13 protein-coding genes and 1 pseudogene are annotated in these 14,552 nt (G+C 42.9%); 9 read left to right on the forward strand and 5 right to left on the reverse strand.

From position 1 onward, the window contains the following. Positions 1-1,315 precede the first annotated feature (1,315 nt). From AC5YBX_RS17830 to AC5YBX_RS17870, 9 genes are read left to right on the forward strand one after another with little or no spacing between them, the layout of a single operon-like run. Positions 1,316-2,020 (forward strand): hypothetical protein, encoded by a 705-nt coding sequence (locus AC5YBX_RS17830; RefSeq protein ID WP_475515391.1) that lies wholly within the window; start codon positions 1,316-1,318, stop codon positions 2,018-2,020. Next, positions 2,020-2,922, forward strand: coding sequence for an LPP20 family lipoprotein (locus AC5YBX_RS17835; RefSeq protein WP_475515392.1), 903 nt, complete (start codon positions 2,020-2,022; stop codon positions 2,920-2,922). Before AC5YBX_RS17830 ends, AC5YBX_RS17835 begins: the two co-directional genes overlap by 1 nt. Before the next feature lie 8 nt (positions 2,923-2,930). Then, the gene (locus AC5YBX_RS17840; protein ID WP_475515393.1) at positions 2,931-4,058 is read left to right on the forward strand and encodes a hypothetical protein; all 1,128 of its coding nucleotides are present in this window, start codon (positions 2,931-2,933) and stop codon (positions 4,056-4,058) included. Then, positions 4,055-5,422 (forward strand): hypothetical protein, encoded by a 1,368-nt coding sequence (locus AC5YBX_RS17845; RefSeq protein WP_494524195.1) that lies wholly within the window; start codon positions 4,055-4,057, stop codon positions 5,420-5,422. The genes AC5YBX_RS17840 and AC5YBX_RS17845 overlap by 4 nt, the downstream gene beginning before the upstream one ends. A 10-nt stretch (positions 5,423-5,432) precedes the next feature. Continuing rightward, complete coding sequence (locus AC5YBX_RS17850; RefSeq protein WP_475515395.1) at positions 5,433-6,725, forward strand: hypothetical protein; 1,293 nt, start codon at positions 5,433-5,435, stop codon at positions 6,723-6,725. Then, on the forward strand, positions 6,725-7,450 hold the full coding sequence (locus AC5YBX_RS17855; protein WP_475515396.1) for a hypothetical protein: 726 nt from the start codon (positions 6,725-6,727) through the stop codon (positions 7,448-7,450). Before AC5YBX_RS17850 ends, AC5YBX_RS17855 begins: the two co-directional genes overlap by 1 nt. Before the next feature lie 58 nt (positions 7,451-7,508). Next, the gene (locus tag AC5YBX_RS17860; protein WP_475515397.1) at positions 7,509-8,303 is read left to right on the forward strand and encodes an ETEC_3214 domain-containing protein; all 795 of its coding nucleotides are present in this window, start codon (positions 7,509-7,511) and stop codon (positions 8,301-8,303) included. A 10-nt stretch (positions 8,304-8,313) separates the two neighbouring features. Beyond that, the gene (locus AC5YBX_RS17865; protein ID WP_494524196.1) at positions 8,314-9,582 is read left to right on the forward strand and encodes a transglycosylase SLT domain-containing protein; all 1,269 of its coding nucleotides are present in this window, start codon (positions 8,314-8,316) and stop codon (positions 9,580-9,582) included. Continuing rightward, positions 9,579-10,154 carry a hypothetical protein gene (locus AC5YBX_RS17870; RefSeq protein WP_475515399.1) on the forward strand — a complete coding sequence of 192 codons (576 nt, stop codon included), beginning with the start codon at positions 9,579-9,581 and terminating at the stop codon, positions 10,152-10,154. Before AC5YBX_RS17865 ends, AC5YBX_RS17870 begins: the two co-directional genes overlap by 4 nt. A 117-nt stretch (positions 10,155-10,271) precedes the next feature. Here the strand turns inward: AC5YBX_RS17870 and mnmE are convergent, their stop codons facing one another. The 5 genes and pseudogenes from mnmE to rpmH form a co-directional block, all read right to left on the reverse strand. Further along, positions 10,272-11,633 carry a tRNA uridine-5-carboxymethylaminomethyl(34) synthesis GTPase MnmE gene (mnmE, locus tag AC5YBX_RS17875; RefSeq protein ID WP_494520435.1) on the reverse strand — a complete coding sequence of 454 codons (1,362 nt, stop codon included), beginning with the start codon at positions 11,631-11,633 and terminating at the stop codon, positions 10,272-10,274. A gap of 109 nt (positions 11,634-11,742) precedes the next feature. Continuing rightward, entirely contained in the window at positions 11,743-13,374 is a 1,632-nt protein-coding gene (gene yidC / locus AC5YBX_RS17880; protein WP_494520434.1) for a membrane protein insertase YidC, read from the reverse strand. Between the two features lie 3 nt (positions 13,375-13,377). Then, positions 13,378-13,633: pseudogene (gene yidD, locus AC5YBX_RS17885) on the reverse strand (membrane protein insertion efficiency factor YidD). Next, positions 13,600-13,956, reverse strand: a complete 357-nt coding sequence (gene rnpA / locus AC5YBX_RS17890; RefSeq protein ID WP_494520433.1) for a ribonuclease P protein component — start codon at positions 13,954-13,956, stop codon at positions 13,600-13,602. Before rnpA ends, yidD begins: the two are co-directional and overlap by 34 nt. 15 nt (positions 13,957-13,971) lie before the next feature. Continuing rightward, positions 13,972-14,109 carry a 50S ribosomal protein L34 gene (gene rpmH / locus AC5YBX_RS17895; RefSeq protein ID WP_011867659.1) on the reverse strand — a complete coding sequence of 46 codons (138 nt, stop codon included), beginning with the start codon at positions 14,107-14,109 and terminating at the stop codon, positions 13,972-13,974. Between the last annotated feature and the right edge of the window lie 443 nt (positions 14,110-14,552).

Consider the following 14,552-nt stretch of genomic DNA (forward strand, 5'->3'; position numbering starts at 1 on the left):
AGTGGAATAAACGAGGAGGTGAAGTTTCACGTGGAACTTCAGCGCCCTAGTGGCTATTGACCAAAGGCTTTGAATTGCACTATTAATAGGCAGTAACAACTGAGTCTGTTTTTATACATGGCATCTTACCCACCATGCTCATCAAACCCGCGCTAGCGTAAGCTGTTCTCTAGACTTTGGTTATTTTAGTCACGATTGGCCATGTTAACTCACGCTATCGAGCTCACTTTCGACGTTTTTACACCTTGATGCCGCCATGTTTATCTATAGTTGCTGCGTGTGTTATCGCTCGCAGTGGGTGTTGGTCATAGCCTACTCGGTTTATCTTCATGTTAATTGAGTCATTACTGCCTAAAGGGCTGATTGATTTCGATCTAAATTATTTAGGCTAATACTGGGTTAATTAGATTGGTGCTGATTGGCGTGCATTTGTTAGGTCTAAATATTGGATCGAGTGCTGGGGAAGCAGAGTTATTGCTTGTTGGTTGGTATGCTGAAAAAGCGTGAAAATCTAGTATAAAAAAGCGAGTAGAATGGTTGACATCGACTAATCAGTCGATCTGCGCTGCGATCTGGCTTATTTTTAGCGATATATTTTGAGTATAACTTTTTTACTGAGATCTGAAATTTACTAAGCTAATCAAAATCCACAAAAAACACCGCTGTATTTTTTCTTTAAAAAACAGATCCTTAATGCTTTCCACCTTATGTTGATTAACTTTAGATCCCCCGTGGATTACTTGTTGATATCTCTGTTGATTAAATTGATCTCGATCTGAGTGTTTATGCACCAAAGCGTGACAAGATCTTTAAATGATCGCGGCTTTTTTGTTTGATTTTTAATCTAGTGTAGCGCCAAGGTCACGGCTGAATTGAAGGTAAGCTTGAGCATCAATTTTGGTGTGTTTGAAAACCATTTTGGTGCCCCATGATTTAAATCGCTGCAGGTCTACCTATATAAAGACTTTTTTGTTTATTTTTTAGATAGAGATATTTTATGAATATTCTTTTACTTTTAATCGGTTTTTAGTATGGAAAGTTGTTGTGGTTGATATTGTTAGTTTTATATTTTGGGTTATCTTGATTTTTTAGATGTTATTTTGGTTATTTTGGTTTTATTGCTATTAGACAAGTTGTTTAACATTGTGATGTCTTTCAAAAAAAACGATATATATCAGTTGTTTCATACATTTTTGTTGTATTATGCCGCCTCAACTCAAGGGAAGAGTTAATTAAAATTTATAAAAGGTATTTTTTCCTCAAGTATTTTTTAAATGGCACTTCCTTGGTATTTCATCTTAAAAGGAATTGTCTTGTGAAAAACCCTCTCATTTTTGCATTATTCTGTGCTCCTCTATTTACTGGTTGCGTCTCTACATCTGATAAATCGGCTGCCACGCTTGACCGAGAACAAGCTGTATCTGAACTAACTGTCAAAATGGATAATTTAGGATATGAGCCTGTTACTATTCAACCTGGTGTTGATGAGTTTCTTAATATGGCAGCGGCTGTATTAGAACGTCAACGTAATGTGATTGGTGAGTATAGAAAGCAAACTGAAAACTATAAAGATGTACAAGCTTTTTTATATGCTTACAAAGATGCTACTCCTGAAGAGCTGCAGTTAGCGATTGATCAGTTTGATGCTGGAGCGGCTAGTGAGGATGAAAAAATTGGCCACAAAATTACTGCTTATACCAAGGCTAATGAAAATGTTTACGATCAAAACATTCAGTTAGCTGGAACGTTAACGGTAGAAATCGCTAAATCTGCATACATTTTATCCGAGAATAGTACTGCGGTTGCCAAAGCGACGGCAGCCCATCTTACTGGTTCTGTTTTTAAATCTTTGAGTTTCGACGAAAAGAAAGAAGAAGATCCAAACGACCTTGGTACAGCGTTATTAAAAGCAAAGGACCAGTTAGAATTAGCATTAGAAGCTAATGAAATCATTGATTTAGAGCTTGCAACCATCGATGCTGTTAAACAACTTCAGCAAGAGCAGGAAGCTAAAAGCTAATGATTAAAAGCCTATTTGCCTTTTGTTGGGCAATTGCTTTTAGTTCTTCTGTATATGCTTGGCCTGAATGGGTTACTCATTCAGGCCAACATGATGATTTTATTGTTGGTGTCGGGGTAGGCAGCGATCGTATCTCTGCCAGAGATGCAGCCCTAAGTGAAATAGTGGCACAATTAAGTGTTGATTATAGTGTTGAGCAAACTCAAACATTAACCACTAATAACAGCCATACAGAAAGCAATTTTAAGCAATCTAGTCAAATGAATAGCCTGCCTTTTACTTTAGAAGGTGTTCAGGAGTTAGAGGCCGCGAAATCTCAAAATGAAACGGCTTTACTGCTTGGGATCAAAAAATCCACTCTAGTAGCAAACTTAGAAAATGAGTTGGCTATTTTGTCTCGTTTATCAAGTTCACCGTCACAACCTAGCCAAAAGTTTATTTGGGCGCTTCATTATGGTGAAACGTTCGACATGGCGAATAAACGTTTACGAGTACTTCAGTTACTTGACGGTGAACATACGGCTTTATCTCTTCAACTTGAGTCATTAATGGCTGAGAGGCGCAAAGCGCTCGATGCGGTTTCTTGTCAAGTGATTGCTAGCCATGAATTAGCTGAGATTAAATCTGCGTTGAGCAGTTCACTTCCCCAAAGTGGTAATACTCGGTTGTTAGTGAAAACTAATCTCAAGTGGAAGCAAGCCAATCGCGGTTCACAGCGTTTGGCACAAGCTAATCTGCTGCTCACTATTACCGAAGCTCAATCACCATTTAGAGTATTGCATCAGCGTCATCTTGTTGCTGAAGGTAAGGGGGCTGGCTCTGCAATCGCTAAATCAATGGCACTACAAGGGCTGGAGACACAAGTACAAGCCCCTATTAGTAAATGGATGTTCGATAATTAGGATTTGTTATGAAATTAATAAAACACGTTTCTCTCTCTTTACTCACGCTTGCTATGTTGGCTGGGTGTCAGAGTAAGCCAGCTCAACAGACTCAGATGTCACAAGTCAGTAATCGAGCTTCAAATGCAGAGGTCGCCAAAAGCGCTTACGATTTTAATGATAACGATATCCGTGTGCCGTCTTACTTTGACACTCAAGGTTTAGATCGTTGCAGTTTTGATGTGAATAATGAAAACGATGGTTGCCCTCTGAAAAAGCCTGTCGTACGTATGTATTTTGATGTAGCCAAAGTGAGTGGTGAAGGTGAAGGTGTTAACGCATTAAGAGCATTTGAAGATCAACAGCTGTTAATGATGCTTGAGAATCAGTTTGCGGGGATTAATCGTTTTCGCATTGTGACGCGTGATGATGATGTCGTATCGCAAGAGCAGCAAATATACTTAGATCAACAAGGTGCTAAAGCATTAGCGGAAAAGGTTAGCTCTCAGCAGGTACTTAAGCCTGATTATATTGTTAAATTAGACTCGCTGCGCACGGTAAAAAATGAAGGCAGTATTACCAGTTGGATGGATTACACCTTAGAGCTGACGAGTGCAGTGCTAAATCCTTATACTCGCGAAAAACTATCTCACCCTAATCTAGGTAAAATTCGAGTTAAGTCAGAAGATGTTCGTGAGCGGTCTGAGCTTAAATATGTCATGGCAAGTAACCGCTATGTCAGTGGTTTTAGGTATTTTGATAGTGCCCACGTAAATGCGGTAATTAATGATATGGCATCGCGTGGCATAGATATTCTTCTTACTCGAATGTTGACTGAAATGCCTGCAACGACACAAGTTATGGGGATTAAGGGTAATCAATTAAGTTTAGATCGTGGTCAAAATGCTGGCGTGTTACCTAATGAAACCATGATAGTGTTTAGCTATGAGGCCGGTTTTGTCGAACCTATCGGTGTGGCAAATGTGACACCTTCTGCAAATAGTGCTATCGGTGAGATTATTCGTTGGAAAGACAATGATCTAGCTGACTCTATTAAGAAAACAGCTGAAAAAGGCATTTATCGTCCTAGCGCTGATATGAAAGTGTTTGCCGTGTCTGTAGGCACTCCTCAGGGATTTTTGGAGAAGCGTACATGAGAACAATAGGGTTAAGTTTATTAGCCTTATTATCCACACCATTGGCGGCTGAGGTGAAGGTCTTAGCCGATGCAACAATGCAAACCACGGCATGTGGCTATGGTCGTGGCAGTGTGGCTATATCAAGTGCAAAAAACCAAGCCGCCGCAGAGCTGGCAGCCTTTATTCAAGGCAATAAAAGTTTAACGGTTACTGACAGCTCACAGGTTATGGATGCTTCATTAAATGAGCAATCTGCCAGTCTATATGAGCAACAACGAAGCTATATGCTCGAAGGACTGAGCATGCAAGCCCTTCCTCTGACAATCACCTCTCCCACCCTTAGTGGCAATGATACGTGTGTGACCGTGAGTTTGTCTTTGCAGGATTTAGCACTACAAGAATCTCAAGATTGGGAAGAGGATTCTCACAATGTCAGTGTTACCGTTTCCGGTGAGGGGTGGCCTAAAAATGGCCAAACAGCACGTTATCATGCCGAAATGGATGCCTTACAAAGAGCGGTTTCACAGGTGGTTGGTGTCTGGTTAACTCAGCAACATAGTCAGTCATCACAATTAAACTTGCAGGTGCTCAATGATGATGAAACCACTCAAATGCAAGAGCTTATTGGGCAACAGTTATCTAGCCATAGTGAAGGGCTAGTAAAAGAGTGGCAAACCTTAGATAGTCATCCTATTGCCAATAATGGCCTACAGGTCACTCTGCATGCGGTTGTCGAGAAGTCACCTTTGGTACAACAAGCATCACAACTCTTAGCGGTTATTGGCTCGCCACGGGTTAAAGTGATTGCGCCTGAACCTCTAAAAACTGAGCTAACCCTGTGGCTTGGTGAGCAAGGTATTGAAGTTTCGCCAGTGGCTAGCTTAGTGGTATTAGCCACTTCGGAGTTTGCTGAAATAGGCGCTACCAACCGTTTACACCTCAATGTCAATGTTCAAGATTTAAGCGGCAATATCTATGGCCATTGGCAGAATAATCCTGCGCTATTGGCTTTACCTAGCGGCCAACGAGTAGAGCAAGATTTAATGGCGGTTCATCTGGCTCATGAGCAGCAAACTCAAGCGTTGGCGCAAGCGTTACAAAAAGCCTTTACCCAGGTTGTTGCTCGCGGCGGTTTGGTGAGACAGGTTTGGCTACCCCAATCGAAAATAAAACAACCAGAAAAGCTTCAGGCCCTATTGAGTACCTTAGGTGGTGTATCGGATGTATCCATTGATAAGAAAGGTAGCAATATTGTCGCCAGTCTTCGCTTCAAGGGGCCAACAGGCGAGCTTGCTGACGCAGTACATCAAGCGTTAACCACAACAGGCAGCGGATTATCTGCCATTAGTATCGAAAATGATTTTACTCTTAGATATAGGTAAGGAAACTATTTTGAAATTAAACCTATTTACACTGGCCCTCGCGCTATCTATGCCTGTTATGGCAAGTGATGACTTTGATTTGACCGACATGATGCCTGCCAGACCTGGGGCTGACCTAGCGAACACTGAGCAAGTGGTAATAAAAGGCGATGCTGTTGTTGGTGATAACGCCAATTTAGCTGTAGCTGTAGCGCATCAAGCACTGATTGAAAATGATGAAGATGGCGTGAAAATGATCCAAGTTGGCAGTGGTACCGGGATCTTATCTATCGGCAGCATTAGCTATACCACTTACGATAATATCAATGCGACGTTACTGTCTAAACGTGGGGCTTATAACCAAGCTTATCTCATAGCGAAAAAGCAGTTGGTCGAAAATATGAAAGGGGTAGAGCACCAGTGCAGCAATTTGGTCTCTACCAGTATGGATGTCATAGATACCGGTGCCGATAGTGCAGCTAACACGCAAACGGCGATGATGGAAAATTGTAAGGAGTCGGTTTCTGGCTCACTTGCTGGATTTGTCACTTTTGATGTGTATGACAATGTAGCGGCGAAAAATGTTCGCGTAAGTTTAATATCTACCCCTAAAACCCGCGATCAGGTGCGTACTAAACATGGGGCTGTGGCAGTAACAACGGATCCTAATAGCATTTTTAAGCAAGTGATCACCGATATCCGTGAAGGCGTTTTACCGCCAGTTGGTGCCAAAATACTTACCCACGCCGATACAGGTGAAGTTATTGTTATGGGCTATGGGTCTGCGATTATTCGACAAAATAAAAATAAGACCATAGCCGATAAATTACGCAGCACGGCAAAGTCACAGTCACAAACTCGGGCGCGCTCAGCCTTGCTAGCAACGATGCAAGGGGAGCAGGTTTATTGGCAGGGCAGCTTTGATGAAAAGCAGATGGAAGGCGCTAAACAGTTCCAATATGACGACCCGTCGATGCAAGATCCCCAGCAGGTGAAAGTGCTCGACAATGATCGTGAGACTTTTATTAATCAACTTAAGAGTTCAGATGATTATTCGACGCTAGCCAAAGGTAAGTTACCCGCAGGAGTTAGTGTTAAAAGTTTTAGCAGTACAGATGGATACTGGCAATACAGTGTTGCTGTATATGCTCCGAGCCTTGAAGCAACTGCTAGACAAGCCAACAAAGAGATGCAGTCTGGTGGCACAAGCTTAAATGCGAGTAGCAGTGCTGGGCATAAAATACATGCTGTGGGTGGGGTTAATAACAAGGCCGCTAACCCACAAGCTGCATCAGGTAAGGTGTCGAGTAGCGAGGAACTCTGATGCTGTCTATATTTCTGGCAGCCTCTGTTTTCTCTGGCGCTATTGTCACCGAGTCATCGGGAATCGTCAGAGAAAAGAGTCCCTTTTTTATCAGTGAGGCGAGCGATGGCGGTGCACAGGTTATCGCGCTAAAAGCGCTTTCCAGTGGTGCCGAGCAAGCGGCTTGTCGACGTGCACTGACTTTGCCTAAGCGAGCTGAAATTCGGGCCGAATTAATGACCTTAACCTCGCAAACGATTCCTCCGCCATTAAGTTTTATCGATGCCAGTATTACTAACTATCGACAGACAAAACAAAAAGATGGTTTGTATTGTGTTGGTGATATCAGCGTGGTTGATCCGCAATATAACCAAGCGGGATTAGCGTTAATCACCGCATGGTGGGCGTTAGATAATAGTGATATCGAGCTATTACGCGCAATGTTAAAGGTCGCTTTACAGCATGAACGAACTCAAGCTGACGCAGTCGCATTAATTGCCAGCCAAACAGATTTTGAATCTGGCTTAGCTTATCTCGATAAACATTTAGATGCTGAAAACTTATCATTCAGCGAGGCCAAAATAGCGGTTGCCAAAATCTGGTTAGAAGCTGAAAAGTTTGCTGCGGTTAGCGAGTTAATGGCGACCTGCGAAGCGCCGCTTTGTCAGCAGTTGTTGATTAAGGCTCAAGAGGCGGTGCGGCAAATCAACATTGAGCAAGCTAATGATTTAGAAGACTATTTTTAGTTGGTTCATCTTTTAAAAATAAATTAGATAGAAGCTAAGGGATAACAAGGATACCCGTATGAGTGTTCAAAATATTTTAAAAAGCAACAATGGGGTTATTGACGGTAAGCCGCAAAAGAAGGGCTTCTTTGCTAGGTTAACGTCTGGCTTTGTATTACTCATGGTTGTATTAATGGGCCTTGGTAACTGGGCCGATACTAAACAATTACTTACGGAAGCTTATCAAGCGTTTATCACTCATTTTACCCATCAGGTAGAGAATAATAGAGTCGCTTCATTAGATATTGGTAACTACCTGCAGTTTGCTCAAAAAAGTGTGGGCATGCCGCAGGTAATTAAAGCTTCTAGTTTAGATCCTAGTATTGAGTATCGTTATTATAAAGATCCTAAGTATCTACTGACATTGATGAATAAAGATCAGCGCATCGTCGCGATCGTATTACATAGCCTACAGCATGATAATCCCTTGCTTGGGGATTTTACCCCTCAGGTACCTTTTACTGAAAGCTTACTCAAAACGAATACCATTACAGATATTACGTCTGATTCAAATATATTTTTCTATGATAATCAAAATGTTACTTATTTTTTACAATCTAGAGAGCTAGGCCCACAAGGAATGTTTTTAAACTTGTTGGCTGGCTTTACTGAATATGAACAGGTTCAACCCAATGCATTCTCTATGTTAACCGAACTGGATCAAGCGACATTAGAGGGGAATACCGCAGAGGTTGGTGCTCTGACTCAAAAGTTAGCCGCTTATACCGCTAACTTTTATGCGATTTCTGAATTATCGCCTGAATACATTGCTGATTCACTACTGACTAAGTATGAATTTAATGCTTACTTCTAAGGATATCGTCATGCGTAAACTCATACTGCCAATAATATTGTTTCCCTCTTTGGTGCTGGCTACTGACGCTTCTTTTGAAGAGTTTAAAAAAGGTTGGCAGCAACAAAAGCAAGATTATGTTCAGCAACAACAGCAGGAATATACTGCATTTAGAGAGAAATACTTAGCCGATTATGACCATTTTCGTGGTCAATTACTGCAAAACTGGGCCGTTCCGGTGCAGAGTTCAATAGAGCAAGAGGTTGTTTATAGTGATGATTTACAAAGCCGAATAATTGTTGATGAGCAAGCACAAACATTGACAATCGAACAGTTAAATGAAGAGACCTCTTCTAAGCCAGGACTTGCTGTTACCGACTTGCTTGATGATATCAACACGGCGCCAGTGCTCAAGGTGTTGATCGATAATGATGATGCATTGCAAGAGTTACAGCAAACTCCTACCGTCATTACACCTCAGCCAAAAGTAGTGGCGAGTCAGCCAGTGTTAAAACAACAAATTGTGCTGCAGCATGAGCAACTGCTAAATAGTGTGGATACCGATGAAGCCATCTCGGAATCTGATGCTAAAGTAAAAAAACAACAGCTCGAACAGCAACAGCAACTCAGAGTTGAAAATCTTGAAAAGCAGGTTGAGCAAGTTAATAAACAAGATGTTAAGTATAAAAAAATAAAGTCATATACGATTGCTCTGCCTGAAGATTATCTGTTGAGAAAGGCATCTCCTTATCTAGAATCATTCAATAAACAGGCTGACAAACAGCGGCAAGAGGTCGCACTATTGCTGGCTATTTCTCATGCTGAATCATCGTTTAATCCTGAGGCTAAGTCCCATATTCCCGCTTTTGGGCTTATGCAGATTGTTCCTGGGTCGGCTGGTATGGATGTGGCGAATAAGTTACTGCAAAAGTCGACTGCACCGACAGCAAGTGAGCTTTATCATGCCGATACCAATATCCTTTATGGAGCAGGGTACCTTTCAATATTATCTGAGCGTTATTTAAAAGGTGTTACCGATCCTACAAGCCGTAAATACTGCACCATTGCCGCATATAATACAGGTGCTGGTAACGTGGCAAAGGCCTTTAATGGTGGTAATAATCGTAATATTAATCAGGCATTAGGAAAAATTAATGCAATGTCTAGTGAGCAGGTTTATCAAACCTTGATGCAACGCTTACCTTATGCTGAAACCAAGAAGTACCTTAAGAAAGTTCGTAAGTTAGAAGAGCAGTATCACGCCAAATTACCCACATGGAATGGAAATAGCAAAATATGATGAAAAAATACTTAACCGTAGCCAGCGCTTTGATCTTAGGTGCATGTAGTAGTACTCAAGCACCACAGTCTACGCCGCTAGCAGAGAATGATAGTGTGCCGAGTTGGGTTTTGATGCCGACTCATGCTACTGGATTAGCCTCTGCTAGTTGTGTGCTGTGGAGCGGTAATATGGCAGCTAGTCGCGCGCAAGCCATTGCTAATGCGAGAGCCGATTTGGCAACACAAATTAATACTAAAGCTATGGTGATGGATAAACTGGTTAACCAGCAAACCCAAGAAAATGAAGCCAGTATGACCAGCTCGAGCTTTGCTCAAGTAAGTAAGCAGATTGCTGAGCAAAGCTTAGTGGGGGCATTACCAAAAGAGGTCGCATTTGCCCGCATCGATGATAAAAAACAATTGTGTGTCTTGGTGGTGATGGAAAATACCAAGCCATTATTCGACAAGTTGATCCAAGAGTCGGGTAAGACGTTAAACCCTAATGATGAAGCTGTGCTTTACTCTGAGTTTAAAACCCAAAGAGCGAAGCAAGAATTAGAGGCTGAGTTGTCTACATCTAAAAAGCTATAAATCAATATTAATAAAAAGATGAGCCAATGCTCATCTTTTTATTTAATAACAGCAATTAAATGTTGTTTTGACATTTTAGTCAGTCATTAATCTAGCCCAGCGTAATCCAGCTAGGCATCACTTCCCGATACAGAAAGAGCCGAATATTTTACCCAGTAGGTCATCTGAGGTGAATTTACCCGTGATTTCAGATAAGGCCATTTGGCACATCCGTAGCTCTTCAGCGAGCAGTTCACCCGCTTGATAAACCTCTAACTGCTCTTTACCCAGTAATAAGTGACTACTGGCAAGCTCTAAGGCTTCTAAATGGCGCCTACGGGCGATAAAGCCACCTTCAAGGTTGCTTTGGTAGCCCATAAGAGATTTAAGGTGTGCTTTAAGCTCCTCGACGCCTAAGCCGGTTTTTGCCGATAGACGAAAGACTTTATAACCCTGTTCTTGGGTGGTCTCTAATGGTTCGCCAGTCAGGTCGGCTTTATTACGTATGACGGTGACGCCAAGGTTTTTGGGGAGGCGATCAATAAAGTCTGGCCAAATATCGTGGGGATCGACTGCATTGGTGGTGGTGCCATCGACCATAAATAGCACTTGGTCGGCACTTTCTATTTCGGCCCAGGCTCTCTCGATACCTATTTGCTCTACCGTATCTGTAGTGTCACGTAGCCCTGCGGTGTCGATAATATGCAGCGGCATACCATCAAGGTGAATGTGCTCGCGTAATACGTCACGGGTGGTGCCGGCTATTTCGGTAACGATAGCCGATTCTTTACCGGCTAATGCGTTCAGTAGACTCGATTTGCCTGCGTTCGGGCGACCCGCAATAACGACTTTCATCCCTTCGCGAATAATCGCGCCTTGTTTGGCACTCGATTGCACCGAATCGAGTTTGTCGATAATACGGTTGAGCGAGGCGGCAATTTTGCCGTCAGAGAGAAAGTCGACCTCTTCGTCGGGGAAGTCGATAGCGGCTTCTACGTATAAACGTAAGTTAGTCACCTGATCGACCAGATCATGTACCTGGGTGGAAAATTCACCCTGCATCGAATTGAGGGCGCTTTTGGCGGCTTGTTCGCTGGTGGCGTCAATCAGATCGGCAATGGCTTCGGCTTGAGTCAGATCCAGCTTGTCGTTCATAAACGCTTGCTCGCTGAATTCCCCTGGTTTAGCAATACGTACGCCGCCCACTTCCATGACGCGCTTGATCAGCATATCCAGTACGATTTGGCCGCCATGGCCTTGTAGCTCGAGTACATCTTCGCCGGTAAATGAGTTGGGCCCCTTAAAGAAGAGGGCAATGCCTTGGTCTATCACGTGCCCATTAGCATCTTTAAAGTCACAGTAATCGGCATAGCGGACTTTAGGGATATGCCCTAACACGGCCATTGCCACTTTGCTGGCGTTGTCGCCCGAGATACGTATGATCCCCACGCCGCCGCGTCCGGGAGCGGTTGCCTGTGCCACGATAGTATCTGTTGTCATTACTGTGTTTCCTAAATTGATGGTGAATGGCAAAAATATGCGTTTATATAAAACAAAAAAGCGGTCAATACTTAGTATCCGACCGCTTTTGTTTGTTGGAACTAAAAGGTTATTTTAACCCTTTTTTCTCCAAACCAGCATAGATGATCTTCTGCTGAGTAATCGCAACAATGTTACCGACTAACCAGTAAAGTACAAGACCGGCTGGGAACCATAAGAAGAATACGGTAAATACCACTGGCATCCATTGCATCATCTTCTGTTGCATTGGGTCCATAGTTGGCGCCATTGGCTGCATCTTCTGCATTAAGAACATTGAGATACCCATTAGGATTGGCATCACATAGTAAGGATCTTGTACCGAAAGGTCGGTGATCCATAGCATAAAGGGTGCATGACGCAACTCAACGCTTTCTAACAGTACCCAGTACAAGGCAATGAAAATCGGCATCTGTAGCAAGATAGGCAGACAGCCCCCCATAGGGTTTACTTTCTCTTTCTTGTACAGTTCCATCATCGCCTGACCCATCTTTTGACGGTCATCACCGAAGCGCTCTTTCATCTCAGCTAGCTTAGGCTGCAGGTTACGCATCTTTGCCATTGAGGTGTATTGTGCTTTGGTTAGTGGGTACAGCAGGCCACGAACGGTTAAGGTGATAAGGATAATCGCTAAGCCCCAGTTACCTACAAATGATTGGAAGATCATCAGTAGTTTGTAAATAGGTACTGCCAACCACCATAGGAAACCATAATCGACCACTAGGTTAAGTGATTCAGATATTTCCGATAATGCCGCTTGGTCTTTAGGACCAACATAGAATTGTGCACCAATGGTTTGGCTGCTACCTGGGGCAATATCATACACTGCACCACGGAAACCAATATTGGCTAATCCGCCTGCGCTAATGCTAGAAAAAATCGTGTTTTGGTCGTTTGCTGGTGGAACCCATGCAGAAACGAAGTAGTGCTGTAGCATTGCTGCCCAACCACCTAGGGTTTTCTTGTCTAGGTTTTTGTCAGCCATATCTTCGAAGCTGTATTTCTCGTAACGGGTATCTTGAGTCGAGAATGCAGCACCGCGATACGTTGGCATCATCATGCTACTTTCGCTTTCTTTGATACTGTGCTTGATTTGGCCATACATCTGCACTTGTAGCTGTTCGCTAGAGGTGTTGTTGATACGGTAATCTACATCGATGTTGAATTTGCCACGATGCAACACAAACACTTTGGTGTAAGTCACACCATTGTCGGCCACATAAGTCAGTGGTACTTCGAGTGCGTCTTGGCCATCGGCCATAGTGTATTGCTGTGCTTGGCTTGAATAGTGGGCACGGCCTTTAACGCTGCTATCGATACCGTTACGACCTATTAGGCCGCTTTGCGCGATATAGTAGATGTCGTTAGTTTGCTCGAGCAACACGAAAGGTTCGTCTTTATCGAGTTCAAGTTTATGCGCCACTAATGCCGAATAAACGATATCACCACCGACTGGGTTGATTTTTAATATCAACTGGTCTGTGGTGACAGTAATGAGTTCTTTAGATGCAACGACTGCTTCTGGGAGTGCAGCATCGGCATCAGGAACATCACTACCATGTGTATTTGCGACAGTAGTTGACGCGGCCACTGATGATTCAGTAGCAACGGGTTGCGGGTTTTTGTCTGTTTGCCATTGCTGCCACAGCAAAAAGCTGACAAAAAGCAGACCGATAAGCAATATATTGCGTTGAGATTCCATAGCCTATTTATTACACCTATTTATTTTTTGGAGGGACGGGATCTTCACCGCCCGGATGTAAAGGGTGACATTTTAATACGCGTTTCCCTGCAAACCAACTCCCTTTCACAAATCCATGCAAATGAATGGCTTCAATGGCGTAAGTTGAACATGTGGGGTGAAAACGGCACTTTGGCCCTAGTATAGGGCTGATAAAGATTTGATAGCCACGAATTAACGTAGTGGCTAGCCATTGTAACGGCGACTGAGTTTGCGCCATAACTTCTCTACCAGTTTGTGGAGTGCTGCATTATCCATATCCAGTACGCCATTTCTTACCAAAACGACGATATCAAGCGGGGGTAGATCGTGCTGATGCAAACGAAAATTATCGCGGATGATACGTTTAATTCTGTTGCGTTGATTAGCTCTCTTTACATAACGTTTTGCAACGGTTAATCCAATACGTGGATGTTGCTCTGAGTTAGGTATAGCAAGTAAGGTAATTTCAGCCGAAGAAGCTTTGATAGGATTTGAGAATACAGATTTGAATTGCGCGGGAGTTAACAAACGTAACTCCCGCGTAAAGGTATAGCTGGTCACTTGCATTTCTACTGATTAAGCAGAAAGACGAGCGCGACCTTTTGCACGGCGACGTGCGATAACCTTACGGCCACCTACAGTAGCCATACGAGCGCGGAAGCCGTGAGAACGCTTGCGCTTCAGGTTGCTAGGTTGAAAAGTACGTTTACTCATTATGGCAATCCGTCTTTGTTAGGTGAATAAACCTGACTCCTACAAATTAGAAGTAAGGGCAAAAAAGAGGCCGAATTGTAATCACTTTAGTGATGCCCGTCAACAAGCAAAATCAACAAGTGTACAAAATCTTCCTTTAATACTTCTGCTCGGCTAGGTTATATACACACTCTAGTGTGGATAACTCTGTGAATGAACACTACATCTTGTGGATCTGGTATTCATTTGCCTGAACGAAGGTTGCTAATTATAGATCGATCTGGATCGCTTAATAAAGCTGAGTTTACTGGTTTATATAAATAAATTGATCGGCTGCGATCGATCTGGATCAGTGTCAAAAAGTCAAGTTGATCTTACTGGGGATAAATCCATTTAAAGGATAGCGATCCTTGTGATCTCACTATAGAATACACCCCTTTGTATGATCTTTTGGGGATAAGTAC

The organism is Shewanella sp. 492, from assembly GCF_059338445.1.

What these genes read in the sequence shown, in the direction of transcription:
- AC5YBX_RS17835 (WP_475515392.1), top strand. Translation starts at nt 2,020, where the DNA reads ATGATTAAAAGCCTATTTGCCTTTTGTTGGGCAATTGCTTTTAGTTCT.
- AC5YBX_RS17840 (WP_475515393.1), top strand. Translation starts at nt 2,931, where the DNA reads ATGAAATTAATAAAACACGTTTCTCTCTCTTTACTCACGCTTGCTATG.
- AC5YBX_RS17845 (WP_494524195.1), top strand. Translation starts at nt 4,055, where the DNA reads ATGAGAACAATAGGGTTAAGTTTATTAGCCTTATTATCCACACCATTG.
- AC5YBX_RS17855 (WP_475515396.1), top strand. Translation starts at nt 6,725, where the DNA reads ATGCTGTCTATATTTCTGGCAGCCTCTGTTTTCTCTGGCGCTATTGTC.
- AC5YBX_RS17860 (WP_475515397.1), top strand. Translation starts at nt 7,509, where the DNA reads ATGAGTGTTCAAAATATTTTAAAAAGCAACAATGGGGTTATTGACGGT.
- AC5YBX_RS17865 (WP_494524196.1), top strand. Translation starts at nt 8,314, where the DNA reads ATGCGTAAACTCATACTGCCAATAATATTGTTTCCCTCTTTGGTGCTG.
- AC5YBX_RS17870 (WP_475515399.1), top strand. Translation starts at nt 9,579, where the DNA reads ATGATGAAAAAATACTTAACCGTAGCCAGCGCTTTGATCTTAGGTGCA.
- mnmE (WP_494520435.1), bottom strand. Translation starts at nt 11,633, where the DNA reads ATGACAACAGATACTATCGTGGCACAGGCAACCGCTCCCGGACGCGGC.
- yidC (WP_494520434.1), bottom strand. Translation starts at nt 13,374, where the DNA reads ATGGAATCTCAACGCAATATATTGCTTATCGGTCTGCTTTTTGTCAGC.
- rpmH (WP_011867659.1), bottom strand. Translation starts at nt 14,109, where the DNA reads ATGAGTAAACGTACTTTTCAACCTAGCAACCTGAAGCGCAAGCGTTCT.